Consider the following 24,733-nt stretch of genomic DNA (forward strand, 5'->3'; position numbering starts at 1 on the left):
GTCTGAGTCGGTGCGGGGCGGACCGGAGAGCGAGACGACCACCGACGAGCGGCACTCGTCCCAGGTGGCGTTCGACGTCAACGACGCTCGGCGCGAGCTGACCCTGGACAACCGCACCACCCTGCTGGACGCGCTGCGCGAACGGCTCGGCCTGACCGGGGCGAAGAAGGGCTGCGACCACGGCCAGTGCGGCTCGTGCACGGTGCTGCTCGACGGCCGCCGGGTGAAGAGCTGCCTGGTCTTCGCGGTCACCCTGGACGGCCGGTCGGTGGTCACCGTGGAGGGGCTGGCCGGGCCGGACGAGCTGTCCCCGCTCCAGGCCGCCTTCGTCGCGCACGACGCTTTCCAGTGCGGCTACTGCACCCCCGGACAGCTCTGCTCCGCCCGCGGCATGCTCGACGAGGTCGCCCGGGGCTGGCCCAGCGCCGTCACCGACGATCTCACCGCACCGGCCGAGCTGACCGACGCGGAGATCCGCGAACGGATGGCGGGCAACCTGTGCCGCTGCGCCGCGTACCCGCACATCGTCGCGGCCGTCCGCGAGACGGCGGCGGCGCGGTGAGACCGTTCCGCTACCACCGGCCGGCCGGCGTGACCGACGCGGTCGCCGTGCTGGCCGCCGAGCCGCAGGCGGCGTACCTGGCCGGCGGGACCAACCTGGTCGACCTGATGAAGCTCGGAGTGCAGCGGCCCGACCTGCTGGTGGACGTGACCCGGCTGCCGCTGGACGCCGTCGAGGAGCTGCCCGACGGCGGGCTGCGGATCGGCGCGACGGTCCGCAACAGCGACCTGGCCGCCCACCCGGTGGTCCGGCGCGACTACCCGGTGCTGGCCCGCGCCCTGCTCGCCGCCGCCTCCGGACAGCTGCGCAACCTGGCCACCACCGGCGGCAACCTGTTGCAGCGCACCCGCTGCGTCTACTTTCAGGACACCGGCAAGGCCTGCAACAAGCGCGAGCCGGGCAGCGGCTGCGCCGCCCGGCACGGCCAGAACCGCGACCTGGCCGTGCTGGACTGGTCCGACCTCTGTGTGGCGACCCACCCGTCGGACCTGGCGGTCGCGCTCGCCGCGCTGGACGCCGTGGTGGAGGTGCACGAGCCTGACGGTCCCCGGGACGTTCCGTTGGCGGCGCTGCACCGCTCACCCGGCGAGCACCCCGAACGGGAGACCACCCTGGCCCGGGGAGCGCTGATCACCGCCGTCCGGCTACCGCACCTGCCGGCCGCGCGCCGCTCGGCGTACCTCAAGGTGCGCGACCGGGCGTCGTTCGCCTTCGCCGTCGGCTCGGTGGCCGCGGTGCTGGACCTCGACGGCGACGTGGTCCGCGACGTCCGGCTGGCGTACGGGGCGGTGGCGCACCGGCCGTGGCGGGCGTACCGGGCCGAGGAGGAGCTGCGCGGGCGGCCGTTCAGCCCGGAGCTGGCCGCGCGGGCCGCCGACGCCGAGCTGGCCGAGGCCCGCCCGTTACGGCACAACGGCTTCAAGCTGCCGCTGACCCGGGCGATCACGGTGCGGGCCCTGACCGAACTGGCCGAGGGGACCCCCGCACCATGACCACCGGCGCGGTGGGCCGGGCGTACTCCCGGTTGGAGGGCCGGGAGAAGGTCACCGGCACGGCACGGTACGCGGTGGAGTACCCGGTGGACGGGGTCACCTACGGCTGGGCGGTGCCGGCGGCGGTGGTCCGGGGACGGATCACCCGGGTCGACGCGGCGCCGGCGCTCGCGCTGCCCGGCGTGCTCGCCGTGGTGCACCACGGCAACGCCCCCCGACTCGCACCCGGGCCGGAGCGGGACCTGTGGCTGTTGCAGGAGCCCGCGGTGCACTACCGGGGGCAGCTGATCGCGGTGGTGGTGGCCACCAGCCTGGAAGCGGCCCGGGAGGGCGCCCGGCTGGTACGGATCGACTACGACGCCGGGCCGCACAGCACGGTCCTCACCGCCGAGCACCCCGGCCTGTACCGGCCGGACCAGGTCAACCCCAGCTACCCGACGGACACGGCGGAGGGCGACTTCGACGCCGGGTACGCGGCCGCGCCGGTACGGATGGACGCCACGTACCGGACGCCGGCCTACCACAACAACCCGATGGAGCCGCACGCCACCACCGCCCAGTGGCGCGACGGGCGGCTCCTGGTGCACGACTCCAACCAGGGCGCCGCGCCGGTGCAGGCCGCCCTGGCCGAGCTGTTCGAACTGCCCCGGGAGTCCGTCCGGGTGATCACCGAGCACGTCGGCGGCGGCTTCGGCGGCAAGGGGTACGCGAAGGCCGCCGTGGTGCTGGCCGCGCTGGCGGCCCGGCAGGTGGACCGGCCGGTCCGGTTGGCGCTGACCCGGCAGCAGGTGTTCGGGCCGGTCGGCTACCGCACCCCCACCATCCAGCGGGTCCGGCTCGCCGCCGACACCGACGGGCGGATCACCGCGATCTGCCACGACGCGATCAGCCAGACGTCGACACTCCGGGAGTTCGCCGAGCAGACGGCGGTCTACACCCGCAGCATGTACGCCGCGCCGCACCGACGCACCACGCACCGGCTGGTCCGCCTCGACGTGCCCACACCGTTCTGGATGCGCGCCCCGGGCGAGTGCCCCGGCGCGTACGCGCTGGAGTCGGCGATGGACGAGCTGGCCACCGCGGTCGGCATCGACCCGGTGGAGCTGCGGATCCGCAACGACCCGGCGGTCGACCCCGAGCTGGGGCGGGCCTTCACCAGCCGCAACCTGGTCGCCTGCCTGCGCGAAGGCGCCCGCCGGTTCGGCTGGGCCGAGCGGGACCCCGCACCCCGGGCCCGGCGCGACGGGCGCTGGCTGGTCGGCACCGGGGTGGCCGGCGCGAGCTACCCGGCCCGGGCGCGCGCCGCCGCCGCGACGGCCACCGCGCGCCCCGACGGCGGTTTCCTGGTCCGGATCGACGCCACCGACATCGGCACCGGGGCCCGGACCGCGCTCTGGCAGGTGGCGGCCGATGCGCTAGGGGTGCCGCCGGATCGGGTGGACATCCAGATCGGCGACAGCGACCTGCCGCCGGCCGGGGTGGCCGGCGGCTCGATGGGCACCGCCTCCTGGACCTGGGCGGTGATCCGGGCGTGCGAGGCGTTGCGGGAGAAGCTTCGGCACACCCCCGGCGGGGGGCCGTCCGACGGCGAGGTGACCGCCGAGGTGAGCACCGCCGACGAGGTACGCGAGCAGCCCGCGCTGCCCCGGTACGCGTACGGGGCGCACTTCGTCGAGGTCCGGGTGGACGCGGACACCGGCGAGGTGCGGGTGAACCGGATGCTCGGGGTGTTCGCCGCCGGGCGGGTGGTGAACCCGACGACCGCGCGCAGCCAGCTCATCGGCGGCATGACGATGGGCCTGTCGATGGCGATGCACGAGGAGGGCGTGCTCGACGAGCGGTACGGCGACTGGGTCAACCACGACCTGGCCACCTACCACATCACGGGGTGCGCGGACGTGGAGCGGATCGAGGCGCACTGGCTGGACGAGCAGGACGGCGAGCTGAATCCCGCCGGGGTGAAGGGCATCGGCGAGATCGGCATCGTCGGCTCTGCGGCGGCGATCACCAACGCGGTGCACCACGCCACCGGCGTACGCATCCGCGACCTGCCGATCCGGCTCGACAAGCTGATCGGGCTATCACCCTTGGCTTAAATAAGCCGATGCTGATATAAAGGTCGTCGTGCACGCCTTCGACGTGCTGGGCGATCCGGTCCGGCGCCGCATCCTGGAGCTGCTCGCCGACGGCGAGCAGACCGCCGGCGCGGTCAGCGCGGTAATCCGCGAGGAGTTCGGCATCTCTCAGCCCGCCGTGTCCCAGCACCTCAAGGTGTTGCGGGACAACGGCTTCGCCACCGTGCGGCCGGAGGGCGCCCGGCGGCTCTACGCGGTCGACCCGCGCCCACTGCGCGAGGTGGACGGCTGGCTGGAGCACTTCCGCCGGTTCTGGACCCCGCCCCTGGCGGCACTCGCCACCGAGCTGGCCCGGGGCCGACGCGAACGTCGGCTGCACGGGCCCGCCGACCCACCCGAGGAGAGGAACCCACAATGATCGACGCGATCGAGCAGATCAATGCCGTCCAGCGCCACGTCGGCAGCCGCACCCTGGAGGCCGGGGAGGCCCGGGTGAGCACGCTCAGCCAGACGTACGACGCGACGATCGAGGATCTCTGGGACGCCTGCACCAACGCCGAGCGCATCCCACGCTGGTTCCTGCCGATCTCCGGAGACCTGCGGCTGCACGGCCGGTACCAGCTCGAGGGCAACGCGAGCGGCACCATCGAGAGCTGCGATCCGCCGCACCGCTTCACCGCCACCTGGGAGTTCGCCGGCGAGGTGAGCTGGATCGAGGTCCGGCTCACCCCGGTCGACAACGAGCGGACCCGCTTCGAACTGGACCACATCGCGCACGTCGACCAGGACCGGTGGGCCCAGTTCGGGCCGGGCGCCGTCGGCGTCGGCTGGGACCTGGGCCTGCTCGGTCTCGCCTCGTACCTCGCCGGCGACGGCAGCGGGGTCTCGCCGGAGCAGAGCGTCGAATGGAGCGCCTCCGACGAGGGCCGGCGGTTCACGGAGCTGAGCAGCGAGCTGTGGGGACAGGCGAGCATCGCCGCCGGCACCGACGCCGACGAGGCGAAGGCCGCCGCCGAGCGCACCACCGCCTTCTACACCGGCACCCCAGCCCCCTAACCCCGCCACACCCGCCCCGCCCCGCCGCCGCCCCGCCCCGCCGCGCCGCCCCGCCCCGCCGCGCCGCCCCGCCCCGCCGCGCCGCGCCGCCCCGCCGCGTCGATCTAGGGAGAATCGTGGTGATCAGAGATCACCTGGCAGTGATTCTCCCTAGATCGACGCGTAAGGTGCTGCGGCATGACCGGTACGCCGTACTCGCACTGCTCCTACTGCGGCGCCGCCTACCCGGCGGCCGGGTGGCCGCGGGTCTGTGCGGCCTGCGGCGAGACCGTCTGGCGCAACCCGCTGCCCGTCGCGGTGGCGGTGCTGCCGGTCCGCACCGCCGATGGCCTGGGTGTGGTGGTGGTCCGCCGGGACATCGAGCCGGCCCGCGGGCTGCTCGCGCTGCCGGGCGGTTTCATCGAGTACGGCGAGGAGTGGTCCGACGCGCTGGTCCGTGAGCTGCGGGAGGAGACCGGGCTGGTGGCGGCAGCCGAGGACGCCCGGCTGTTCGCGGTGCACGGCGCCCCGGCGGGCGGCACGATGATCGTCTTCGGGGTGCTGCCCGAGCGGCGAGCGGAGGAGCTGCCGCCGTCGGCGCCGACCGAGGAAGCGACCGAGTGGCTGGTGCTCACCGAGCCGGTCGAGCTGGCGTTCTCGACCCACACCCGGGTGCTCGCCGACTTCCTCACCCCCGACCGCCGGCGCTGACCTCTCCCAGCCCCGGCCGAGCACCCCATCCGGCCAGCCCCGCCCGCACCACTCCGCCGTTCTGCCCGCCCGGGCGCGCCGCGCGAGATCGTGCTACATCCTGGAAGTAGTGGCATCGGCAGCGGGCGAGGCCACTACAACCAGAATCCAGCGCGATCTTGGCCGAGCGAGGTCGCGGCGGAGCAGGCCGGGTGGTCAGCGGGGTAGCGCGTCGTCGGTGCCGGCGAGGTAGCCGCTGGCTTGGAGCTCGAACAACTCGCGGTAGAGACCACCGGCCGCCATCAGCTCGTCGTGACTGCCGTGCTGGACGAGTCGGCCCCGGTCCATGACGAAGATCCGGTCGGCGTGCCGGACGTTGGCCAGTCGGTGGGTGATCAGGACGACCGCCCGGTCCGGTCGGCGACGCAGATGCTGGAACAGGGCGTGTTCGGCGCGGGCGTCCAGGGCTGCCGACGGCTCGTCGCAGATCAGCAGCGCGGCGTCCCGGTAGAGGCCCCGGGCGGCGACCAGCCGCTGCCACTGCCCGCCGGACAGCTCGTGGCCATTCTTGAACTCCCGGTCGAGCAGGGTGTCGTACCCGTGCGGCAGGCCGACGATCATGTCGTGCGCGGCGGCCGACGCGGCCGCCTCCTGCACGCTGGGCCCGGGTCGGTCCGACGGGCGGTCGTGCCGGCCGACGCGGATGTTCTGCCCGGCGGTGAACGGAAATCTCCACCAATCCTGGGTCATCACGGCCACCTGCGCGCCGAGCGCGCGTGGGTCCAGCTCAGCGGCGTCGACGCCGTCCCAGCGGATCACCCCGCCGGTCGGCCGGTAGAGCCCCGCGATCAGCTTGGCCAGGGTGGTCTTGCCGGAACCGTTCTCGCCGACCAACGCGATCACCTCACCCCGCCGGACGGTCAGGCTGACCCGGTCCACCGCCGGCGCGTCAGTGTCCGGATAGCGCAAACTCACCTCGTCCACCTCGATCGCGTCGACACCGTCGGCCACCCGGTCGCCGCCGATCGGCACCCGGGTGTGAGCGCGGTCGAGGAAGTCGCGGTAGTCCTGGTAGTAGAGGGCGTCCTCGTAGAGCGAGTTGGTGGCGACGACGGCCACGCCCAGGCTGGTCCGCGCCGACTGCAGGGCGAGCATGGCGGTCGCCGCGGCGGCGAGGGCGACCATTCCGTTCAACAGCAGACCACCGAGGACCGCGTACACCCCGAAGGTGGCCAACCCCGCGACGGACGCGCCCACCACCCGGGTGCCGGTCTGCGAGCGGACCAGCCGCAACTGGGCCCGGGTCTCGACGGCCATCACAGCCCGGTACTCGGCCAGAAGGAAGCCGCGCATCTGATAAGCACGAACCTCGGCGGCGGTGCGCCGGTTGGCCATCAGATGGGCGAGCATCCACATCCGACGCTGCCGGGTGATCCGGGCCAGCATCGCCAGGTACTCACGGCGGGCCATCCGGACCGCCGTGACCGCCTGCGGCACCGCGGCGAGCAGCAGGAACGGCAACAGCAGCGGCTGGATGACGGTCACCGCGACCGCGGTGGCGAGCATTCCGACCACGCCGGTGACCAGGTTGACGGTGTGGTCGACGATGTACGCCGCCTCGCCCATCCCCCGGTCCCGCACACGGTCCATCTCCTCGGCGAACCCCGCGTCATCGAACGCGGCCAGGTCCACCGCCGTGGTCGCCTCGAACAGCCGCAACTCCACCTGGTAGTTGATCTGCGGGGTCAACCGGGCCTGAGCCCAACCGGCGGCGATCGTCAGGCCACCGCGCGCCGACACCGCTGCGGCGGCCACGATCAGCGCCGGCGCGGCCGAGCGGACCCGGTCCGGGGTGGGGCCGGCGGCGAACAGCTCGCGCAGCACGCTGGTCGTGGCGAGCAGGCCGAACGTGGTCATCACCCCGGCGGCGACGTTCAGGCCGATGGAGGCGACAGTGTCCCGACGGCTGGTGGCCCAGGCCAGCGCGACCGCCTCGTGGACCAGGCGGGGCAGCCGGCGGGCCACCGCCCAGAAGCTGGTGTGCGCGAACTCCCTCGCGTGGTGCATCCAGACGGCGTCCTCCAGCTCCGGCAGCACTGAAGGGTCGCCCGGCTGATCGTCGTCCTGGGGAGCGGTGCGCTGGCGGGCCATCGACTCCACGGACCCTCCTCGGGACGGGATCAGAATGCCGCCCGACACTACTGCGCGCAACCGCCTGATGTCTTCAGGTAATGGGCGCGCCGTGCGCCCCTGCCAATGGCGTGTCGATCCGTTCCACGCAGGTGTGCCGCGGGTGGGGTCAGGGGGTCGGGGCCGGGCCCTCGGTGACCGGCAGCAGCACCCGGAAGGTGGTCCGTCCGGGCTCGGTCTCCACCCGGATGTCGCCGTGATGCTTGTGCACCACGATCCGGTACGAGATGTCCAGCCCCAGCCCGGTGCCCGCGCCCACCGGCTTGGTGGTGAAGAACGGCTCGAAGATGCGGGGGCGCACCTCGGGCGGGATGCCGGGGCCGGTGTCGGTGATCTCCACCGCCAGCAGGTCACCGACGCGGCCGGTGCGGACGGTCAGCACGCCCTTCTCCCCCATCGCGCCCAGCGCGTTGTCGATCAGGTTGGTCCACACCTGGTTCAGCTCGGCGGCGTACGCCGGGACCGGCGGGAGGCTGCGGTCGTACTCGCGGATCAGCTTGACCTGGGCCGGGATCTTGCCCTTGAACATCACGAGCGTGGCGTCGAGCAGGTCGTGCACGTCCACCACCCGGTGCGGCGCGCGGTCCAGCTGGGAGTACTGCTTGGCGGCACCGACCAGGCCGGAGATCCGGGTCACCGCGTCGCCGATCTCGCGCATCAGCAGCTCGGTGTCGACGGTGTAGGTGAGCCAGCGGACCGCCGCCTCGAGGTCGGCCGGGCCGACCGCCGCCTTCACCCGCCCCAGCCAGGTCGCGTCGAGCCCACCACCCACCAGGATGGGCGCCAGGTCCCAGGCGCCGCTCACCCCGTGCTCCTCCAGCCAGTCGGTGAGCGTGTCCTCGGCGTCGGCGGTGGCCATCGGGGTCAGCTTCGGCGCGGTGGCCACCCGGGCCACCGCCTCCTCCTGCAACGCGACGAGGCCTTGCAGCGTCCGGCCGTCCAGCCGGCCGTCAGCGATCATGGCGAGCTTGTGCCGCATGCCGGCGACCCGGTCGCGCAGCACCGAGGTGGCCCGCACCGCAGCCGCGGCCGGGTTGTTCAGCTCGTGGGTCAGCCCCGCCGAGAGCGAGCCGAGCGCGAGCAGCCGCTCCCGTTCGCCGACGATGGTCTGGCTGTCCCGCATCCCGAAGAACAGGCCCTCCAGCAGGTGCATCGGCATCGGGAACCAGGACCGCAGGGCGTGCGCGAAGTCCTCCGCCGGCAGCACGAAGAACTCCGCGTCGGTCACCGCCCGCAGACTGTTGCGGTAGACCTGCTCGACCTGGTCTCCCAGGTACGCCTGGGTGGCCCCGCCGTACACCCCGCGCTGGTCGGTGCGGCTGGTCTCGACGTCGTCGCCGCGCACCTGCCGGCTCAACGCCACCGCGCCGCGCAGCAACACGAAGAAGCAGGTGGCGGCCTCGCCCTCGGCGTACACCAGGGTGCCGCCCGCGCGCTGCTCCACCCGGCCGTGCTCGGCCAGCCAGTCGAGCTGCCCGTCGTCGAGGGCCTCGAACAGGAACAGGGTGCGCAGCTGCGCGGGTGTCAGCCGGTCGGTCTCGATGGTCACTCGGACTCCTTCGTTCGCGACTGCGGGGCTCGCAGGCCCGGCTCACTCCTCGCGCTCACTGGGCCTCCAGGTAGCGGTGCACGAGCGACACGGCCATGGCACCCTCGCCGACGGCCGAGGCGACCCGCTTGACCGATTCGGCCCGCACGTCACCGGCGGCGAACACCCCCGGCAGGCTGGTCTCCAGGTGGTACGGGTCGCGCGACAGCGACCAGCCGGCCGGGCGCCGCCCACCGGTGATCAGATCCGGACCGGTCACGATGAAGCCGCGCCGGTCGCGAACCAGCACCCCGTCCAGCCAGTCGGTCCGAGGCTCGGCGCCGATGAAGATGAACAGCCAGGACGTGTCGACCGAGCGGGCCTCCCCGGTGCGGGTGTCGCACAGGGTGAGCCGTTGCAGGTGGTCCTGCCCGGTGCCGCCGACCACCGCGGTGTGCGGGTGCACGGTGATCCGGTCGATGCGCTCCAGCTGGTCGATCAGGTATCGCGACATCGAGGCGGTCAGGTCGGCGCCCCGGATCAGCAGGTGCACCCGGGCCGCGTACCGGGAGAAGTGCACGGCGGCCTGGCCGGCCGAGTTTGCCCCGCCGACGATGTAGACGTCCTGGTCGACGCAGCTGGGTGCCTCGGTGGCGGTGGAGCCGTAGAACACTCCCCGGCCGGTGAAGTCCGCCAGCCCGGGGGCGTCGAGCACCCGGTAGGAGACCCCGGTGGCCAGCACCACGGTGTGCGCGGCGATCTCGCTGCCATCTCCGAAGCGCAGCAGCCGGGCGCCGCCGGCCTCGCTCAGACCGACCACCTCCCGGGCGCTGAGCAGCTCCGCGCCGAACTTCACCGCCTGCCGCCGGGCCCGGTCGGTCAGCTGCGCGCCGGAGACGCCGTCCGGAAAGCCCAGGTAGTTCTCGATCCGGCTGCTCTGGCCGGCCTGCCCGCCGGTCGCCCGCCGCTCGACCAGTACGGTGCGCAAACCCTCCGAGGCGCCGTACACCGCGGAGCCGAGGCCGGCCGGGCCGCCGCCGATCACCACCAGGTCGTAGAAGTCGGAGGCCGGCACCACGGTCAACCCGGCCAGCCCGGCCAGCTCGGCCTCGCTCGGAGCGATCAGCGCCTTGCCCTCGGCGGTCACCACCAGCGGCACGTCCGCCTCGGTGGCCCCGGCGGCGTCGAGCAGCCGGGCGCCCTCCGGGTCGTCGGCCAGCAGCCAGCGGTACGGCACGAGGTTGCGCGCCAGGAAGTCGCGGACCTTGAACGACGGCGCCGACCAGCGGTGCCCGACGACCCGGATCTCGCTGGTCGCCGCGTCCGGGGTCGCCGCCCACGCCTCCAGCAGGCCGTCCACCACCGGATACAGCTTCTCCTCGGGCGGGTGCCAGGGCTTGAGCAGATAGTGGTCCAGGTCGACCACGTTGATCGCCTCGATCGCGGCGTCGGTGTCCGCGTACGCGGTGAGCAGCACCCGGCGTGCGGCCGGGAAGATGTCCATCGCGGCCTCCAGGAACTCGACGCCGGTCATCTCCGGCATCCGGTGGTCCGCCAGCAGCAGCGCCACCTGCTCGCCGCGCAGCTTGACCTCCCGCAGCGCGTCCAGCGCCTCCGGCCCCGAGGCGGCTCGCAGCACCCGGTAGCGGTCGCCGTAACGGCGACGGATGTCCCGGGCCACCGCCCGGGACACCACCGGGTCGTCGTCGACGGTCAGGATCACCGGGTTCGCCATGGCGCCCATGAAACCACCTGCCGGGGGGTCCGCCGCACGGGGCGGGGGCCGGGGCGGCGATACAGGGTTGGCCAGGCGTCGGGCGGGTAAGCCGGGTCGCCGCGCGGGTGGCCGCACACCGACGACCCGCCGGCAGCCGCGCACACCTCCGGGGGGCCCATGGCGGACGCGTCGACGACCGGACCGACCTCGGACCGGGTCGTGGAGCTGCGCGTGCACGGCGTCTCCGGGGCGGGGGCCGACCAGGTGCTCGACCGGCCGCACGTCCACCAGGTCGCCGGGGACCGCAGCGGCGGGTTCTACCGCCCACGTGCGGGCTATCCGGACGCCACCGGTACCGGCGGGGTGACGCTGGAGGCGTACCGCTGGAGCGACCTGCCGTCCGGGACGGCCGTACGGACGCTGTCGCTGGTGTTCCTGCTGCCGTTCATGCTCTGCAACGTGGCGCTGTGGATGCGCCCGCCGACCCACGCCTCGAAGCACGGCATCGTCGCGCTGTGCCGGGTGCTCGCGCTCACCCTCACCATGCTCTACGTGCTTTCCATCGTCGGGGTGGCGTTGGACCTGATCGCCTGGCGCTGCATGGGCACCCCGTCCTGTCTGGTCGGGCGGAGCTGGCTGTCCTGGCTCGGCGGGCGCTCGCCCGGGTTGCGCCTCGGTGTGCTGGCGCTGGTGCCGGTCGCCGCCGTCGGAGTCGTCTGGTGGCTGGGCGCCCGCCCCGGCCGATCGTTCGACGCGTTCCGGACCCGGTCGCCCGCAGCCGCCGGGCACCCCCGGTTGAGCGCGGTCGGCCAGTGGGATGGCGCGCCGCTGGTGAGCCGGCTGCGCTCGGTGCACGTCGCCGGCGCGTTCGCCACGCTGGACGGCAGCCTGCTGGCCGCCCGGGCCAGCGAGGGCGTCACATGGGTGATGGCGGTGCTGGTCGTGGCCACTGGGGCGGTGCTGCTCGCCTGTCTGGTCCTGCTCTCGACGGTGCAGAGCATCGATCAGCCCAGCCCGTCGGCCCGGGTCGACGGGCTCACGCGCGGGCTGCGCACGATCGCCTGCGGCCTGACCATCCTGGTGATCGTGCACACGATCACCAGTCCGGTGCCGTGGCCGCAGGGCCGCGAGCTGCCCGGATACGGAGCGCTCGTGGCCTGGCTGTTCGCCAGCCAGACCGCGCTGCTGGCCGTACTCGCCGCGTTGGTGATCTGGCGCCGGGGCGGTCCGTCGGGCAGCTCGCCGGTGCGCGCGCTGGGCGCGCCGACCTTCGTCACCCTGGCCGCCGGCCTCGCCGTGGCGTTCTCCGCGGAGCTGGTCTACCGGGTGTCGGATCTGCTGGACCGCGACGGGCAGACCGCTGATCGCCTGGCCACCAGCCCGCCTCTGGCGTACAAGTGGGCGATCTTCGGATTCTTCATCGCGGTGCTGAGCGCACTGTTGGTCGGCGGCGTGGTCACGGTGCTGACCCTGCGCCAGCGCAGGCGGGCCGCGGAGGCGATCGTGGCCGCCGACTTTCCGCACGCGCCGCCGGAGGCGGCGGAGCGGCTGCGCCAGGTCGAGCAGGCGGTGGCCCGGGCGCGGTTCACCGAGCGGCTGCCCCCGCTCACTGTGGTGTACGCCGGGCTGGCCGCGCTCGGCCTGGCCGCCAGCGTGCTCGGCCTCCTCCAGCTGTATCCCGGTGACGTGATCCAGCGCTACGTCCGGGTGCCCGCCGACATGGTCAACTTCCTGATCGGGATGGGCAGCTACGCGATCGCCGCGATCGTGCTCGGGCTGGTGATCGGCGGTATCTTCGCGTACCGGACGGCGCAGTTCCGCCGGTACGTGGGCGTTCTCTGGGACCTGGGGACCTTCTGGCCCCGGGCGGCGCACCCCTTCGCCCCGCCCTGCTACGCCGAGCGGGCCGTGCCGGAATTGACCCGGCGCATCACCTATCTGGTCGACGAGGGCGAGTCGGTGCTGCTGGCCGGGCACAGCCACGGCTCGGTGCTGCTCGCCGCCACGGTGCTGCAACTGCCGCCACGGGTCACCGACCGGGTCGCCCTGCTGACCTACGGGACGCCGCTGCGGCGGTTGTACTCGCAACTGTTTCCCGCGTACGTCGACGACGAGGTGCTGCGCGAGATCGGCGAGCGGGTCGGCTGGCGCTGGGTGAACCTGTGGCGGGATACCGACCCGATCGGCGGTTGGATCTTCGCTCCGCACCGCCCCGGGGACCACGGCACGCGTACCGGACCGGAGGCGACGGTGGATCGCCGGTTGATCGACCCGCACGACGTGGTGCCGCCGCCGTACGACAGTGTGCCGCCGCCGATCCTCGGACACTGGCCGTGCGAGTCGGACGAGGCGTTCGTAGCCCTGGAACGGCACCTGGTCGAGCGGCTGCGCGCGGACCGGCGGCGGGCCGACTGAGCCGGCGGCCGGATATCGTCGTCGGGTGACCGCCTCCAGGCAACCCGAACGCCGGCTCATCGCCTCGAACAAGAAGGCCCGGCACGAGTACACCGTGCTCCGCACGTACGAGGCGGGCATCGTGCTGGTCGGCACCGAGGTGAAGTCGTTGCGCGAGGGGCGGGCGTCGCTGGCGGACGCGTTCGCCCACGAGCGCGACGGCGAGCTGATGCTGTACGGGCTGCACATCTCCGAGTACGGCTACGGCAGCTGGACCAACCACACCCCCCGACGCACCCGCAAGCTGCTGCTGCGCCGGGCCGAGATCGACCGGATCCTAGAGAAGGTCCACGAGGGCGGGGTGACCCTGGTGCCGCTGTCGATGTACTTCGACAACGGCTGGGCCAAGGTCGAGCTGGCCCTGGCCCGGGGCAAGCGCTCGTACGACAAGCGGCAGACGCTGGCCGAGCGCGACGCCAACCGGGAGATCGCCCGGGAGATGGGCCGGCACCTCAAGGGCCACCCCCGCCGAGTCTGACTCCGAGTTCGACTCTGCGTCAACGACCTCAGCGGCGCGCTGTGCGGGGCACGAGGACGAGGACGGCAACGCCAAGTGCGGTGGCGCCGACAGCCCACCACCAGAAGAATCCCGAGAAGACCGAGGCGATCAGGAGCCCCATGCCGAGGCCGGCCAGCAGGCCGAGTCCGAACAAGGCCCGAGGGGACAGGGCGAGGTACGGCAGGCGCCGCACCACGAGCACTTCCAGCCAGGTGCCGCCCAACGCCAGCAGTGCCGCGCCGACCATGTCTACGGCGGACAGTCCGTGACCTTCGCTGAGGGGCACCAGGACGCTGCCCTCGCCAGTGGCGGGAACGAAGAGGATGAGCACGCCGCCGACGATGAGCAGTGCGGTGATTGCAACCTGCCTGCGTGGTGCGTCCCTGACCTCTTGCGACATCGATACAGTCTCGGTCATCGGCCATGCTCTCCGCAGGAGCCGTATCGGCGAACATCTCATGCGTCAGGCCCACCCGCTAGCGTGGGCGTGGTGGCAGCAGAGGCAGCGGGAGCCTTTCGTCGGACGGCGATCGAGCGGTCAGATCAGCGCGTCGCATGGGAACGGGCGGACCAGGCCTTCTTCGCCGCCGGAGCGTGTCACATCCTCGCCTGGGTCTGTCGAGATTCGTACCCGGACCGATCGATCGACGTGGCGGCGGTGCGCTTGGCGGGCGAGCTCCAGGTCTTCCACGCCTACGCGGTCTGGGATGGCTGGGCGTTCGACCATTCCGGCTGGAATCCGGAGCCGCAGTTGCTGGCTGTCAACGCAGACTTCGAGGGCCACCCGCTGGAACGCGTCAGGATCACGGTCGATCTGGCTGAATTCTGTGCGGAGTACCACCACCGTATGGCAGACCAGTATTGGCGTGACCCGCTCCCACGTGCTCGTGAGTATGTGGGCCGATACATCCCGCCTTGGGCATAGCACCCGGCAGTCGTTCACGGGCGCCCTGGTACCAGCGGCCGATCAGGATGGGTCACCGTGGCGCCTCGGCTGGCAAGGTCGGCGACGTCAGGTGGCCCCGAGCAGGTCCCACCGGTTGCCGGCGATGTCGAGGAAGACCGCGACCCGGCCATAGGGCTCGACCCGCGGTTCCCGGACGAAGGTGACACCGGCCTCGACCATCCGCCGGTGAACGGCGTCGAAGTCATCGACGCGGAGGAAGAACCCGACCCGGCCGGCTACCTGGTTACCGATTGCGACCCGTTGCTGCTCTCCGTCGGCGCGAGCGAGCAGGATCCCGGTCTGGGCGCCCGGCGGCCGGACGACGACCCACCGTTTGGGTCGCCCGTCATTGGTCAGCGATGGGGAGTCCTCGACGAGGTCGAAGCCGAGTACGTCGGTGAAGAACGCGATCGCGGGATCGTACTCGTCGACGATCAGGGCAACCAGGTCGATCTGCACCACGGCAGCGTACGCGGGACAGCGTCCTGCTGGCCGCCCCCGTGCGCCGACAGCGGCAGATCACTACACCTGACCTTCGTCGACACCCAGCCACGGGTGAGCCAATGCGCCCGGCAGCTATCCGAACGCATTGACATCCACAGGATTGGATACCGGCCGTCTTCAGCCGGTGACGTCGGCGGCGATCAGTTTCCTGATCAGAAGGGGGGTGCGTCCTCGCCCATCAACGCCAGCACGACGCCTCCCTTCCCGCTCTTGAGGCTCTGGACCACGACCTTGCCGGTGCTGCCGTCGGGCAACTCCAACGTGAAGGTCTTCCCCACCGCGTTCTTGGGGCCGTTGCCGGCGCTGTTTGCGGGTCGGAAGTCGCCTGCCCACGGCGGGGTGCCACCCTTGCGGGCGGGCTCGGCGAAGAGCGCGGCGGTGCCGGGGGTCCTGGTGCCATCCGAGGAGAGAAGGACTGAGGCGCTGCGATAGGTAGCCATATGCGCCAAGGCTATCCCGGACCGCGCTAGTTTGCGCCACCGACCGACAGCCCGCCGGCTCGGCCGACGTCTCGCCACCACGTCCGCACTTGCCCGCACCAGGCCCAGACGCTCCGCAGGTTTGCGGCGCGCACGATCGGCGGCACGTCCGGATGTCTGATCGGGGTGTATCGGTGTTCAGCCGGTACTGGCCCGCGAGCAGTAGGTCACGTGCGGGGGCGGCTGGTGATGCCGTCCAGGATGGTGCTCAGGTTGTGGTGGAAGGTTTCCTCGGCGTTGAGGTGGGCGCCGTCGATGACGAGCCGGGCGACGGTGGGGTATCGGCCTGTATCGAGCATGCGTGTTAGGTAGGGTCCGAGGGCGGCCTGCCAAGCGGACACGTCGGTGCCGGTTGAACGGGCGGCGCGTCGCTCGGTGATCTCCCTGCGGAGCGCTCCGACGATGAACGCGTTGAGGGCGCCCAAGGCGCGCTGGAGATCGTCGATACCGCGCACGCCAGGGGCCTGGCTGAGCGCCGCCGCGGTCGATTCGCCCACGGCCAGCGCGTGAGGTCCTAAGTGTGGCCTTGCGCCGAGCAGGTCGGCGAACCACTCATGATCGAGAGCGGCATCGCGGGTCCGGTGAACGATGGCCAGCACCGTGGCGCGCCACTCGGCGTGCTGGCCGGCCTCGGCGATCTGGGCATACACGGCGTCGACCATCAGATCGAGCAGTTCGGATCTGTTGATCACGTAGTCGTAGAGCCGCATCGGACCGACACCGAGCTCTTTGGCGATCTTGCGTACCGACAGCCCGTCGAGGCCGTGTGCGTCGGCGAGCCGGATCGCGGTGGCGGCGATCTTCGCGCGGCTCAGCGGCACGGGCGCCGCCCGCGGCTGGGGCTCGGGCCGTTCCCAGACGGGCAGCGGTGCGCTACCGTACGGCGTATCCATGAGATACAGGGTACGGTAACGGAGATGACGATGCGAATTGCGATCGCCGGAGGTGGCCTCGGCGGCCTTACGCTGGCGCGGATCCTGCACCGGCACGGCATCGACGCGGTGGTGTACGAACGCGAGGCAAGCCGATCCGCGCGATCACAGGGCGGAATGCTCGACCTGCACCCGGAGTCCGGGCAACAGGCCCTGGCCGATGCGGGCCTCACCGGCCGATTCCGGTCCGAGGCACGGCCGGAGGGCGAGGAACATCGCATCCTCGACCCGGCCGGACGCACCCTCGTGCACCACAAGCCACAACCCGGCTCATTCGCCGGACGCCCCGAGATCGACCGCACCGCACTGCGTGATCTTCTGCTCGATTCGCTCCCCGGCGACGCGGTGGCCTGGCAGCACCGGGTCGTCGCGGCGACGCCACGACCCGACGGAGGCTTCGGGCTGACGTTCGATGGCGGCCACAGCGCCGACTGCGACGTCCTCATCGGCGCGGACGGTGCACGCTCGGTCGTCCGATCGCTGCTGACCGACGCGACACTGTCCTCCGTGGCCACCTTGGCCGAGCTCAGCATCAGCGACGCCGACCGGCGCCACCCGGATCTCGCCGAGCTGGTCGGCCCCGGAAACCTCTGGTGCATCGGCGTGAGCCAGATCCTGGCCGCGCAACGCCTCGGCGACGGCAGCATCCGAGTCGGGATCTCCCTACCCGCTGACGATCGTCACCTGGACATCTACCGCAGCAAGCGCGCTCTGCTGGACATGTTCGCTGGCTGGGACCCCAGCCTCACCGCACTCATCGAAGCCGGCGACAGCCCGCCGACCCCACGCAGGATCGAGGCGATGCCCACCCGCACACGCTGGACCCACCAGCCGGACGTCACCCTCATCGGTGACGCCGCGCACCTCATGCCGCCGGTCGGCGAAGGTGCCAACCAGGCCATGCTCGACGCCGCCGAACTCGCCGCCGAACTCGCCACCAACCCCGCCGACCCCGACTCGGCGATCCGGACGTACGAGGAGGCGATGTTCATGAGAATCCACCCGATCGCCGAAATGTCCGCACGAGTCCAGGCAATGATGCTGTCCCCCACCGCAGCCGACGACATCGTCCGCTTCTTCACGCCCACCGAGCCGGCACCGGCAGATTGACAACGCGCGACGCAGCCGGCCTCAACCTTGTAAACGGTCCTGCCCTGGACCGGCGGCTGGGCCGGGCCCGATCAGCGAACGGGACGTGTCAACGTCCGCTTCACTCGCGCCGACTTCGCGAAGTAGACGATGCCCACGACGCTCGGCAACGAGTCGATGACCGTGCCGATCGATGACTTCATCCCCAGCACGTTCCAGGCCACGAGACAACCGATCGAAATCGCGCAGTACAGGTGGTTCTGGAGGATCGCCGCCCGACGCTTGGTGCAGATCAGCCACAACAGAACGAGGATGTAGACGGCGAGGAGGCAGTTCGTCACCACGTAGAAGACGATGTGGCTGTCAGGCCCGAGGTCCGTCATCCCCACCAGGGCCGGGTTCGCGTCGATGACCAGGGTCGCGATCGTCAGACCGATGCCGTGGATGAGCAGCAGCACAAGAACCACCACGTACCCGACCAGGAGGCCCCCGAGGCGCGGGGCCGACGATCGGGCCGGTACCTGCGCCGCGGCATCGTCGGTCGAGTGTTGGTGGTGGAGCGTTCCCTGACTCGGCGGTCGTTCGACAGGTATCACGGGCTTGACGGTAAGAGCTGACGCCCCGGCGCACCATGGTGCTAGGCCCTCGTATCCGACCTCGGGCCAGCCCGACCCGGCCAGGTGTGTTCACAGCGGGTAGCCAGCGAGCCAGGCACCTTGACACGGCATCAGGTGACGCCACGGCGTGGCCCGCCAGGCGAGCGTATGACACCGGTCGCAACTGCGGTCGAAAGGACCCCTGAGAGTACGCAGACGCAGCCCGGCCCGGTCTTTTCTGCTCGCAGGTGCGGAAGCTAGGGTGGGCCGGTGACGATGTTTCGGATCGGCGAGGCGGCCGACCTGCTCGGGGTGAGCGCCGACACGATGCGCCGCTGGGTGGACGCCGGGCGCCTGGCCGCCGGGCGCGACGAGCACGGCCACCGGGTCATCGACGGCGCCGACCTGGCGGGTTTCGCCCGCGCCCAGGCCGCCGACCCGGCCGCGGGCGCCGAGCTCTCCTCCGCCCGCAACCGGCTGCGCGGCATCGTCGTCGACGTGCGCAAGGACACCGTGATGGCCCAGGTCGACATCCAGGCTGGCCCGTTCCGGATCGTGTCGCTGATGAGCCGGGAGGCGGTCGACGAGCTGGACCTGCGGGTCGGCTCGGTGGCCGTCGCGGTGATCAAGTCGACGACGGTGGTGGTGGAGAGGTCCGCACCCGCCGCGCCGGCCAGGGGAAGGTCGGGCGGATGAGGGCGCGGGCGATGCGCACGGCGGTGGCCGCGCTGGTGGCGGTGGCCGGGCTGGCCGGCTGCGGCGGAGGCGACGACCCGGCGCAGGGCAGCACCGGGGACGGCCGGGTCACCGGCACGGTGACCGTGTTCGCCGCCGCCTCGCTGACCGATTCGTTCACCCGCATCGGCAGGGACTTCGAGGACGCGTACCCGGGCAGCAGCGTGACGTTCAACTTCGCGGGCAGCTCGGCCCTGGCCAACCAGATCAATCAGGGCGCGCCGGCGGACGTGTTCGCCTCGGCCGCTTCGCGGAACATGACCACGGTGACCGAGGCCGGCAACGCCGACGGGACGCCGGGCACCTTCGCCCGCAACCAGCTGGTGATCGCGGTGCCCCGGGGCAACCCGACGGGGGTGACCGGGCTGGCCGACCTGACCCGGCCGGGCGTGAAGGTGGCGCTCTGCGCCGAGCAGGTGCCCTGCGGCGTGGCTGCCCGGACGGCGCTGGACGCGGCCGGGGTCGCGTTGACGCCGGTCACCCTGGAGCAGGACGTCAAGGGCGCGCTGGCCAAGGTGAAGCTCGGCGAGGTCGACGCGGCACTGGTCTACCGCACGGACGCGCGCGCGGCGACCGCCGACGTGACCGGCGTCGAGTTTCCCGAGTCGGCGCGGGCGGTCAACGACTACCCGATCGTGGCGCTCAGGGACGCGCCGAACCGGGCGGGCGCGCGGGCCTTCGTCGCCTACGTCCGCTCGGCGCCGGCGCAGGCGGTGCTCGCCGAGGCCGGGTTCCAGGCCCCGTGAGCCGGGTCCTCGACACCGCCGTGCCCCGGCGGCGCGGCCGGGTGCCGGCGCTGCTGCTGATCCCGGCCGGGTTGGGGCTGCTCTTCCTCGTCCTGCCGCTGGCCGGGCTGGTCGTCCGGGCACCGTGGACGACGCTGCCGCAGCGGCTCACCGAGCCGGGAGCGCTGACCGCGCTGCGACTGTCGGTGCAGACCGCCACCCTCGCCACCGTGCTCTGCCTGCTGCTCGGGGTGCCACTGGCCTGGCTGCTGGCCCGGGTCGAGTTCCCCGGCCGACGGCTGGTCCGCGCCCTGGTCACCGTGCCGCTGGTGCTGCCGCCGGTGGTGGGCGGGGTGGCACTGCTGCTGGTCTTCGGCCGGCGCGGGCTGCTCGGCGGCTGGCTCGACGCCACGTTCGGCGTCACCCTGCCGTTCACCACCGCGGGCGTGGTGCTGGCCGAGTCGTTCGTCGCCATGCCGTTCCTGGTGATCGCCGTGGAGGGTGCGCTGCGGGCCGCCGACCACCGGTACGAGGAGGCCGCCGCGACGCTGGGCGCCGGCCGGTGGACCACCTTCACCCACGTCACGCTGCCCCTGGTGGCGCCGGGGCTGGCCGCCGGGGCGGTGCTCTGCTGGGCCCGGGCGCTCGGCGAGTTCGGCGCCACCATCACCTTCGCCGGCAACTATCCGGGCCGGACGCAGACCATGCCGCTCGCCGTCTACCTGGCGTTGGAGACGGACCTAGAATCCGCGATCGTGCTCAGCCTGGTGCTGCTCACCGTCTCGGTGGGCATCCTGGCCGCGCTGCGGGACCGCTGGATGACCGGCCCGTGACCGCGCCGCTGCTCGACGCCCAGCTCGTCGTCGATCGGGGCGCCTTCCGGCTCGAGGTGCCGTTGCGGGTGGCGCCCGGCGAGGTGGTCGCCCTGCTCGGGCCGAACGGCGCCGGCAAGACCACCGCGCTGCGGGCGCTGGCCGGGCTGCACCCGCTCACCGCCGGGCACGTCACGCTCGGCGGCGTCGACCTGGACCGGCCGGCGAACCGGCGCTGGGTGCCCACCGAGCGTCGGCCGATCGGCGTGGTCTTCCAGGACTACCTGCTCTTTCCGCACCTGAGTGCCGTGGACAACGTGGCCTTCGGCCCGCGCCGGCACGGCGTCGAACGGCGGGCGGCGCGGGCCACTGCCCGGGACTGGCTCGGCCGGGTGGGGCTGGCCGGGCAGGCGCGCCGCCGGCCCCGCCAGCTCTCCGGCGGGCAGGCGCAGCGGGTGGCGCTGGCCCGGGCACTGGCCGTCGAGCCGTCACTGCTGCTCCTGGACGAGCCACTCGCCGCGCTGGACGCCCGTACCCGGTTGGACACCCGCGCGGAGCTGCACCGCCACCTGTCCGCGCACCCGGGCGCGACGGTGCTGGTCACCCACGACCCGCTGGACGCGCTGGCGCTCGCCGACCGACTCGTCATCGTGGAGGGCGGGCGGGTGGTCCAGGAGGGCGACGGCCCGAGCGTCACGGCCCGGCCGCGCACCGACTACGTGGCCCGGCTGGTCGGGCTGAACCTCTATCGGGGGCGGGCCGAGGGGCACGGCGTGCGGGTCGCGCCGGAGCTGACCCTCACCGTCGCCGACCGGCTGGACGGCGAGGCGTTCGTCGCGTTCCGCCCGGCGGCCGTGGCCCTGCACCCCGCCCGGCCGGACGGCAGCCCGCGCAACACCTGGGCGGGCACGGTGGCCGGCGTCCAGCGGCACGGCGACAACGTGCGGGTGCAGCTGGACGGGCCGATCGGGGTGGCCGCGGACGTCACCCCGGCCGCCGCCGCCCAGCTGCGGCTGATCCCCGGCCAGCGGGTCTGGGTGGCGGTCAAGGCCTCCGAGACGCACGCCTACCCGGCCACCGGCTGATCCCGGCCCGGCTGCGATCAGCCGACGACGCGGGTCGGCGTGCGCGGTGGGCCGCCGGCCAGAACCGGGGTCAGCCGGCGAGCAGGTCGGCGTGCGCGGCCCGCAGCCGGGCCAGCGCCGGGTCGCTGCCCGGAACGACGCGGCGGTCCAGCTCGGCCCACACCTCGGCCAGCGCCGCGCGGACGGCACCCAGCTCGGCGGCGTGCCGGTGACTGCTGCGCCGGTGCTGCTCGTCGAGGCGACGGGCCCAACCGGCGGTGACGGCGGCGAGGCGGTCGGCGTCGGCGCAGGCCTGTGCGCCACTGCGGGCGGCGGCGGCCGGGACGATCGCGGCGACCGGGCGGTGGTCGCCGTCGCGGGTGACGACGGTGACCGCGTCGGTCAGCTCCGCCAGCGCCACGAGCTGGCTGAACCGGGTGCGCGCCTCGCGCAGCGGCACGGAGCGCGGCGGGTCGGGGTGCGGGGTGAGTGCGGGGACGGCCATGGATGCATGGTGCCGCCCGGGTACGACAGAACCCGCCGTCGTCAGTGGACGGTGGGTTGCGGGACGGCCGGCCCGGCCAGCCACTCGTCGGCGAGCACCGACCAGACCTCGAGGTCGATCCGCCCGTGCGGACCCGGGTAGACCTGGCGCAGCGTGCCGTCGTGGCGCAGGCCGAGACGGCGGGCGAGCGCGATGCTGCGGGCGTTGTCGGCGTTGGTGCGCCACTCCACCCGCTGGATGCCGCGCTCGCGTACCGCCCAGTCGACGATCCGGCGGACCGCCGGCGCGACCATGCCGCGCCCCTGCGCCGAGGGCTCCACCCAGCAGCCCACCTCGCAGACGCCCAGCGCGGCGTCGAACGACACGAACATGACCCCGCCGACCAGCGTGCCACGCCACCACAGGCCCCAGATGCCGCCGGCGTCACGGGCCCAGCGCTCCGCGTACCGTTGGAGCACCGCCCGGGCCGAGGGCAGGTCGGTGGCGACGAAGGACGGCGACACCCAGGGCTGGATGTGCTCCCTGGCCCGGTCCAGATTGGCGAGGAACTCCTCTGCCCGCCACGGGTCCAGCGGGCGCAGCTCGACCTCCTCGGTCAGCGGCAGGGCGAACACCGGGCCTCCACTCAAATGCGTTTCCATGGACGGGAAGCAGACTCGCACAGGCCCACCGGCCGGCCCCGTCGCGGGGGCACGGTCGTACCGGCGCTCAGCCCGGCAGGTGGGTACGCAGCGCGGCGAACTGGGCCACGGTCAGGTACGAGGGGTTCGCCGCCTGTGGCTGGCGGAACACCTCCAGGGCGGCCAGCCGGTCGTCGGCGCGCAGCAGCCGCCGGGGCACCCGGTCCTGCTCGGCGAGGATGGGCAGGTCCAGCGGCACCGACCAGGGTTGTGCCGGCGGTCCCGGCTCGGCCGCCCCGGTGACCCGGCCGACCCCCCACACCCCGTACGGCAGCCGGGAGCGGCTGCCGCTGGCCCAGAACACCACCGGCTGCCCGGCGCGCATCAACCGCGCCCGGTAGCCGGGGCGTACGCACCAGCTGGTCACCCAGGGCTCGCGGGCGAACCGGGAGGTCAGGTCCACGGTGTCGGCGTTGCCCTTGATCAGCCAGGCGCCCAGGTCGTCGAGGCGCACCCGTGGCTCGGTCATCTGCCCATCCTGCCCCGCCGCCCGGCGAGCCAATCAGATGATCATGTGGGTCCAGTAGCTGAGCCAGAGCACGAACAGCGCGCCCTGCACCAGGGCGAGGGCCGCGGTCAGCCACACGTCGACGCTGGCGCGGCGTGCCCAGCGGGCCAGTACCAGGGCCACCGGGAAGGCGGCGAGCAGGTAGCGCAGCAGGCTCTTGTAGACCGGTGGACCCATCGACAGCGGCACCAGCACCATGAGCACGCCATATACCAGGTAGGCCAGCTCCCGGCGGCGGAACCCGGCGACGAGCACGGCCAGCACGGCCACGGCGAACCAGACCCGGGCCGCGTCGCGTGGCTCTCCGGCCAGCCCGCCCAGCAGCACCGGCACCGGGTTCTGCACCCTGATCCCCCACCCGGTCTGCTGGGCGTGCTGGTAGGCGAACCAGTCCCCGCCTCGCCACCGGCAGAACGCCATGAAGGTGAACCAGCCGGCGGGCAGCAGCAGCAACGGCCAGCCGATCCGCAGGTACCCGAGCAGGGCGCGTGGGCCGAGCCGCCAGTCGTGCTGGCGCAGCAGCACCAGCGCCAGTGGCAGGGCGACGACGAAGCCGACCGAGCGGCTCATCGCCAGGAAGTAGCCGAGCACGCCGACCAGCAGCCACTGGCGGCGCTCCGCGTGGTAGAACGCGGCCAGCGCGAGGCAGACGAAGAGCGACTCGGTCAGCGCGGCCTGGAACAGGAACGCGGTCGGCAGCAGCACCAGGTAGCGGGTGAACCGGCGGGCCGCGTCCGGGTCGCCGAGCAGCAGCTCGGCCAGTCGGTAGCCGTACCAGAGGGCCAGCAGGAAGGCGACGTTGCTGATCAGGAGCAGGGCCAGCGCGTTGTCGCCGCCGAGCAGCGCGCCGACCGGCCGGGCCAGGAACGGATAGAGCAGCGGGAAGCCGAAGTCCCGCCACGGCCCGGTCAGCGGCAGTTCGCTCAGCCGTAGGTAGAGCATCGCGTCCCAGGCGAACCAGAGGGAGATCCACCGGTGCCCGGAGATCTCCCGCTGCTGCGTCCACATCAACGTCTCGTCGGCCGGCGGCGCGCCGGGGATGTCGTCCCAGGCGTGCAGGGCCAGGAGCCCGACCAGGGTGAGCAGCAGCTTCGCGCCGAGGAACAGGCCGAGCACGTACGGCCAGGGCGCCGGCACCCGGCGGGCCAGCCCTGCGCCGGCCCGGCCGGCCCGGGCCAGCCGGGCGGCGAGCGCCGTCGCGCGCTCCCGGCCGCTCCGCCACCGGCGCATCCGCCCGCTCCCCCGGTCCGCCCCGGCCCACCCTCCGCGCGGGGGCGCCGCCCTTCCCGTTGTACGCCGCCGCGCGCCCCGCCGGAGCCGAAACCGTCACATAACGGGGCCCCCGCGAGGGTGAAGTCCGCCGCAGAACGGGTACGCGCCGCGCCTCAACCACAGCGGCGAGCAGGGAGCGCGGCG

Annotated in this window: 26 protein-coding genes; 14 read left to right on the top strand and 12 right to left on the bottom strand. The window is 72.9% G+C overall.

Annotation, left to right across the window (positions count from 1 at the left end; genetic code table 11):
* Positions 1–10: 10 nt before the first annotated feature.
* The 6 genes from BUS84_RS09465 (at position 11) to BUS84_RS09490 (ending at position 5,375) form a co-directional block, all read left to right on the top strand.
* Complete coding sequence (locus BUS84_RS09465; protein ID WP_167627029.1) at positions 11–562, top strand: 2Fe-2S iron-sulfur cluster-binding protein; 552 nt, start codon at positions 11–13, stop codon at positions 560–562.
* Positions 559–1,554, top strand: a complete 996-nt coding sequence (locus BUS84_RS09470) for an FAD binding domain-containing protein (RefSeq protein WP_074310607.1) — start codon at positions 559–561, stop codon at positions 1,552–1,554. Before BUS84_RS09465 ends, BUS84_RS09470 begins: the two co-directional genes overlap by 4 nt.
* Entirely contained in the window at positions 1,551–3,650 is a 2,100-nt protein-coding gene (locus BUS84_RS09475; RefSeq protein ID WP_074310609.1) for a xanthine dehydrogenase family protein molybdopterin-binding subunit, read from the top strand. Before BUS84_RS09470 ends, BUS84_RS09475 begins: the two co-directional genes overlap by 4 nt.
* A 28-nt stretch (positions 3,651–3,678) precedes the next feature.
* Positions 3,679–4,047, top strand: a complete 369-nt coding sequence (locus tag BUS84_RS09480; RefSeq protein ID WP_074310611.1) for an ArsR/SmtB family transcription factor — start codon at positions 3,679–3,681, stop codon at positions 4,045–4,047.
* Positions 4,044–4,685 (top strand): SRPBCC family protein, encoded by a 642-nt coding sequence (locus BUS84_RS09485; protein ID WP_074310613.1) that lies wholly within the window; start codon positions 4,044–4,046, stop codon positions 4,683–4,685. The genes BUS84_RS09480 and BUS84_RS09485 overlap by 4 nt, the downstream gene beginning before the upstream one ends.
* A gap of 177 nt (positions 4,686–4,862) precedes the next feature.
* Positions 4,863–5,375, top strand: a complete 513-nt coding sequence (locus tag BUS84_RS09490; protein ID WP_074310615.1) for an NUDIX domain-containing protein — start codon at positions 4,863–4,865, stop codon at positions 5,373–5,375.
* A gap of 195 nt (positions 5,376–5,570) precedes the next feature.
* Here BUS84_RS09490 and BUS84_RS09495 read toward each other — a convergent pair whose 3' ends face one another.
* The 3 genes from BUS84_RS09495 to BUS84_RS09505 all read right to left on the bottom strand — a co-directional run bounded on the left by BUS84_RS09495 (position 5,571) and on the right by BUS84_RS09505 (position 10,816).
* A complete protein-coding gene (locus BUS84_RS09495; protein ID WP_074312386.1) occupies positions 5,571–7,505 on the bottom strand; it encodes an ABC transporter ATP-binding protein in 1,935 nt (644 codons plus the stop codon).
* Positions 7,506–7,653: 148 nt separating this feature from the next.
* Positions 7,654–9,093, bottom strand: coding sequence for an ATP-binding protein (locus BUS84_RS09500; protein WP_074310617.1), 1,440 nt, complete (start codon positions 9,091–9,093; stop codon positions 7,654–7,656).
* Between the two features lie 55 nt (positions 9,094–9,148).
* On the bottom strand, positions 9,149–10,816 hold the full coding sequence (locus tag BUS84_RS09505; protein ID WP_244298449.1) for an NAD(P)/FAD-dependent oxidoreductase: 1,668 nt from the start codon (positions 10,814–10,816) through the stop codon (positions 9,149–9,151).
* Positions 10,817–10,966: 150 nt separating this feature from the next.
* Here BUS84_RS09505 and BUS84_RS09510 point away from each other — a divergent pair, with 150 nt between their 5' ends.
* Both BUS84_RS09510 and smpB read left to right on the top strand, forming a co-directional pair.
* Positions 10,967–13,204, top strand: coding sequence for a hypothetical protein (locus tag BUS84_RS09510; RefSeq protein WP_074310619.1), 2,238 nt, complete (start codon positions 10,967–10,969; stop codon positions 13,202–13,204).
* A gap of 25 nt (positions 13,205–13,229) precedes the next feature.
* Complete coding sequence (gene smpB / locus BUS84_RS09515; RefSeq protein WP_074310621.1) at positions 13,230–13,721, top strand: SsrA-binding protein SmpB; 492 nt, start codon at positions 13,230–13,232, stop codon at positions 13,719–13,721.
* Between the two features lie 28 nt (positions 13,722–13,749).
* Here the strand turns inward: smpB and BUS84_RS09520 are convergent, their stop codons facing one another.
* On the bottom strand, positions 13,750–14,160 hold the full coding sequence (locus BUS84_RS09520) for a hypothetical protein (protein WP_074310623.1): 411 nt from the start codon (positions 14,158–14,160) through the stop codon (positions 13,750–13,752).
* Positions 14,161–14,232: 72 nt separating this feature from the next.
* Between BUS84_RS09520 and BUS84_RS09525 the strand changes: the two genes are divergently transcribed.
* Positions 14,233–14,667, top strand: a complete 435-nt coding sequence (locus BUS84_RS09525; protein WP_074312390.1) for a hypothetical protein — start codon at positions 14,233–14,235, stop codon at positions 14,665–14,667.
* Between the two features lie 87 nt (positions 14,668–14,754).
* Here BUS84_RS09525 and BUS84_RS09530 read toward each other — a convergent pair whose 3' ends face one another.
* From BUS84_RS09530 to BUS84_RS09540, 3 genes are all read right to left on the bottom strand, one after another.
* On the bottom strand, positions 14,755–15,150 hold the full coding sequence (locus BUS84_RS09530; protein ID WP_084757302.1) for a VOC family protein: 396 nt from the start codon (positions 15,148–15,150) through the stop codon (positions 14,755–14,757).
* Positions 15,151–15,344: 194 nt separating this feature from the next.
* The gene (locus BUS84_RS09535) at positions 15,345–15,632 is read right to left on the bottom strand and encodes a hypothetical protein (protein ID WP_074310625.1); all 288 of its coding nucleotides are present in this window, start codon (positions 15,630–15,632) and stop codon (positions 15,345–15,347) included.
* Between the two features lie 206 nt (positions 15,633–15,838).
* Complete coding sequence (locus tag BUS84_RS09540; protein WP_167627031.1) at positions 15,839–16,564, bottom strand: TetR/AcrR family transcriptional regulator; 726 nt, start codon at positions 16,562–16,564, stop codon at positions 15,839–15,841.
* A gap of 24 nt (positions 16,565–16,588) precedes the next feature.
* Here BUS84_RS09540 and BUS84_RS09545 point away from each other — a divergent pair, with 24 nt between their 5' ends.
* Entirely contained in the window at positions 16,589–17,713 is a 1,125-nt protein-coding gene (locus tag BUS84_RS09545) for an FAD-dependent oxidoreductase (RefSeq protein WP_244298450.1), read from the top strand.
* 71 nt (positions 17,714–17,784) lie between these two features.
* Here BUS84_RS09545 and BUS84_RS09550 read toward each other — a convergent pair whose 3' ends face one another.
* Positions 17,785–18,162 (bottom strand): hypothetical protein, encoded by a 378-nt coding sequence (locus tag BUS84_RS09550; RefSeq protein ID WP_074310627.1) that lies wholly within the window; start codon positions 18,160–18,162, stop codon positions 17,785–17,787.
* Between the two features lie 396 nt (positions 18,163–18,558).
* Between BUS84_RS09550 and BUS84_RS09555 the strand changes: the two genes are divergently transcribed.
* From BUS84_RS09555 to BUS84_RS09570, 4 genes are read left to right on the top strand one after another with little or no spacing between them, the layout of a single operon-like run.
* Positions 18,559–18,984 (top strand): TOBE domain-containing protein, encoded by a 426-nt coding sequence (locus tag BUS84_RS09555; protein ID WP_074310629.1) that lies wholly within the window; start codon positions 18,559–18,561, stop codon positions 18,982–18,984.
* On the top strand, positions 18,981–19,769 hold the full coding sequence (modA, locus tag BUS84_RS09560; protein ID WP_074310631.1) for a molybdate ABC transporter substrate-binding protein: 789 nt from the start codon (positions 18,981–18,983) through the stop codon (positions 19,767–19,769). Before BUS84_RS09555 ends, modA begins: the two co-directional genes overlap by 4 nt.
* Complete coding sequence (locus BUS84_RS09565; protein WP_074310633.1) at positions 19,766–20,581, top strand: ABC transporter permease; 816 nt, start codon at positions 19,766–19,768, stop codon at positions 20,579–20,581. Before modA ends, BUS84_RS09565 begins: the two co-directional genes overlap by 4 nt.
* Positions 20,578–21,645 (top strand): ABC transporter ATP-binding protein, encoded by a 1,068-nt coding sequence (locus BUS84_RS09570; RefSeq protein ID WP_074310635.1) that lies wholly within the window; start codon positions 20,578–20,580, stop codon positions 21,643–21,645. Before BUS84_RS09565 ends, BUS84_RS09570 begins: the two co-directional genes overlap by 4 nt.
* Positions 21,646–21,715: 70 nt before the next feature.
* On the opposite strand, the gene BUS84_RS09575 is transcribed toward BUS84_RS09570, so the two are convergent.
* The 4 genes from BUS84_RS09575 to BUS84_RS09590 form a co-directional block, all read right to left on the bottom strand.
* Positions 21,716–22,129: a hypothetical protein gene (locus BUS84_RS09575; protein WP_074310637.1), complete on the bottom strand. Its 414-nt coding sequence runs from the start codon at positions 22,127–22,129 to the stop codon at positions 21,716–21,718.
* Positions 22,130–22,170: 41 nt separating this feature from the next.
* Positions 22,171–22,743 carry a GNAT family N-acetyltransferase gene (locus BUS84_RS09580; protein ID WP_074310639.1) on the bottom strand — a complete coding sequence of 191 codons (573 nt, stop codon included), beginning with the start codon at positions 22,741–22,743 and terminating at the stop codon, positions 22,171–22,173.
* Positions 22,744–22,837: 94 nt separating this feature from the next.
* On the bottom strand, positions 22,838–23,278 hold the full coding sequence (locus BUS84_RS09585; protein WP_074310641.1) for an EVE domain-containing protein: 441 nt from the start codon (positions 23,276–23,278) through the stop codon (positions 22,838–22,840).
* Between the two features lie 33 nt (positions 23,279–23,311).
* Complete coding sequence (locus BUS84_RS09590) at positions 23,312–24,547, bottom strand: hypothetical protein (protein ID WP_074310643.1); 1,236 nt, start codon at positions 24,545–24,547, stop codon at positions 23,312–23,314.
* Positions 24,548–24,733 lie beyond the last annotated feature (186 nt).

This window comes from Micromonospora cremea (genome assembly GCF_900143515.1).
Classification (GTDB): domain Bacteria; phylum Actinomycetota; class Actinomycetes; order Mycobacteriales; family Micromonosporaceae; genus Micromonospora; species Micromonospora cremea.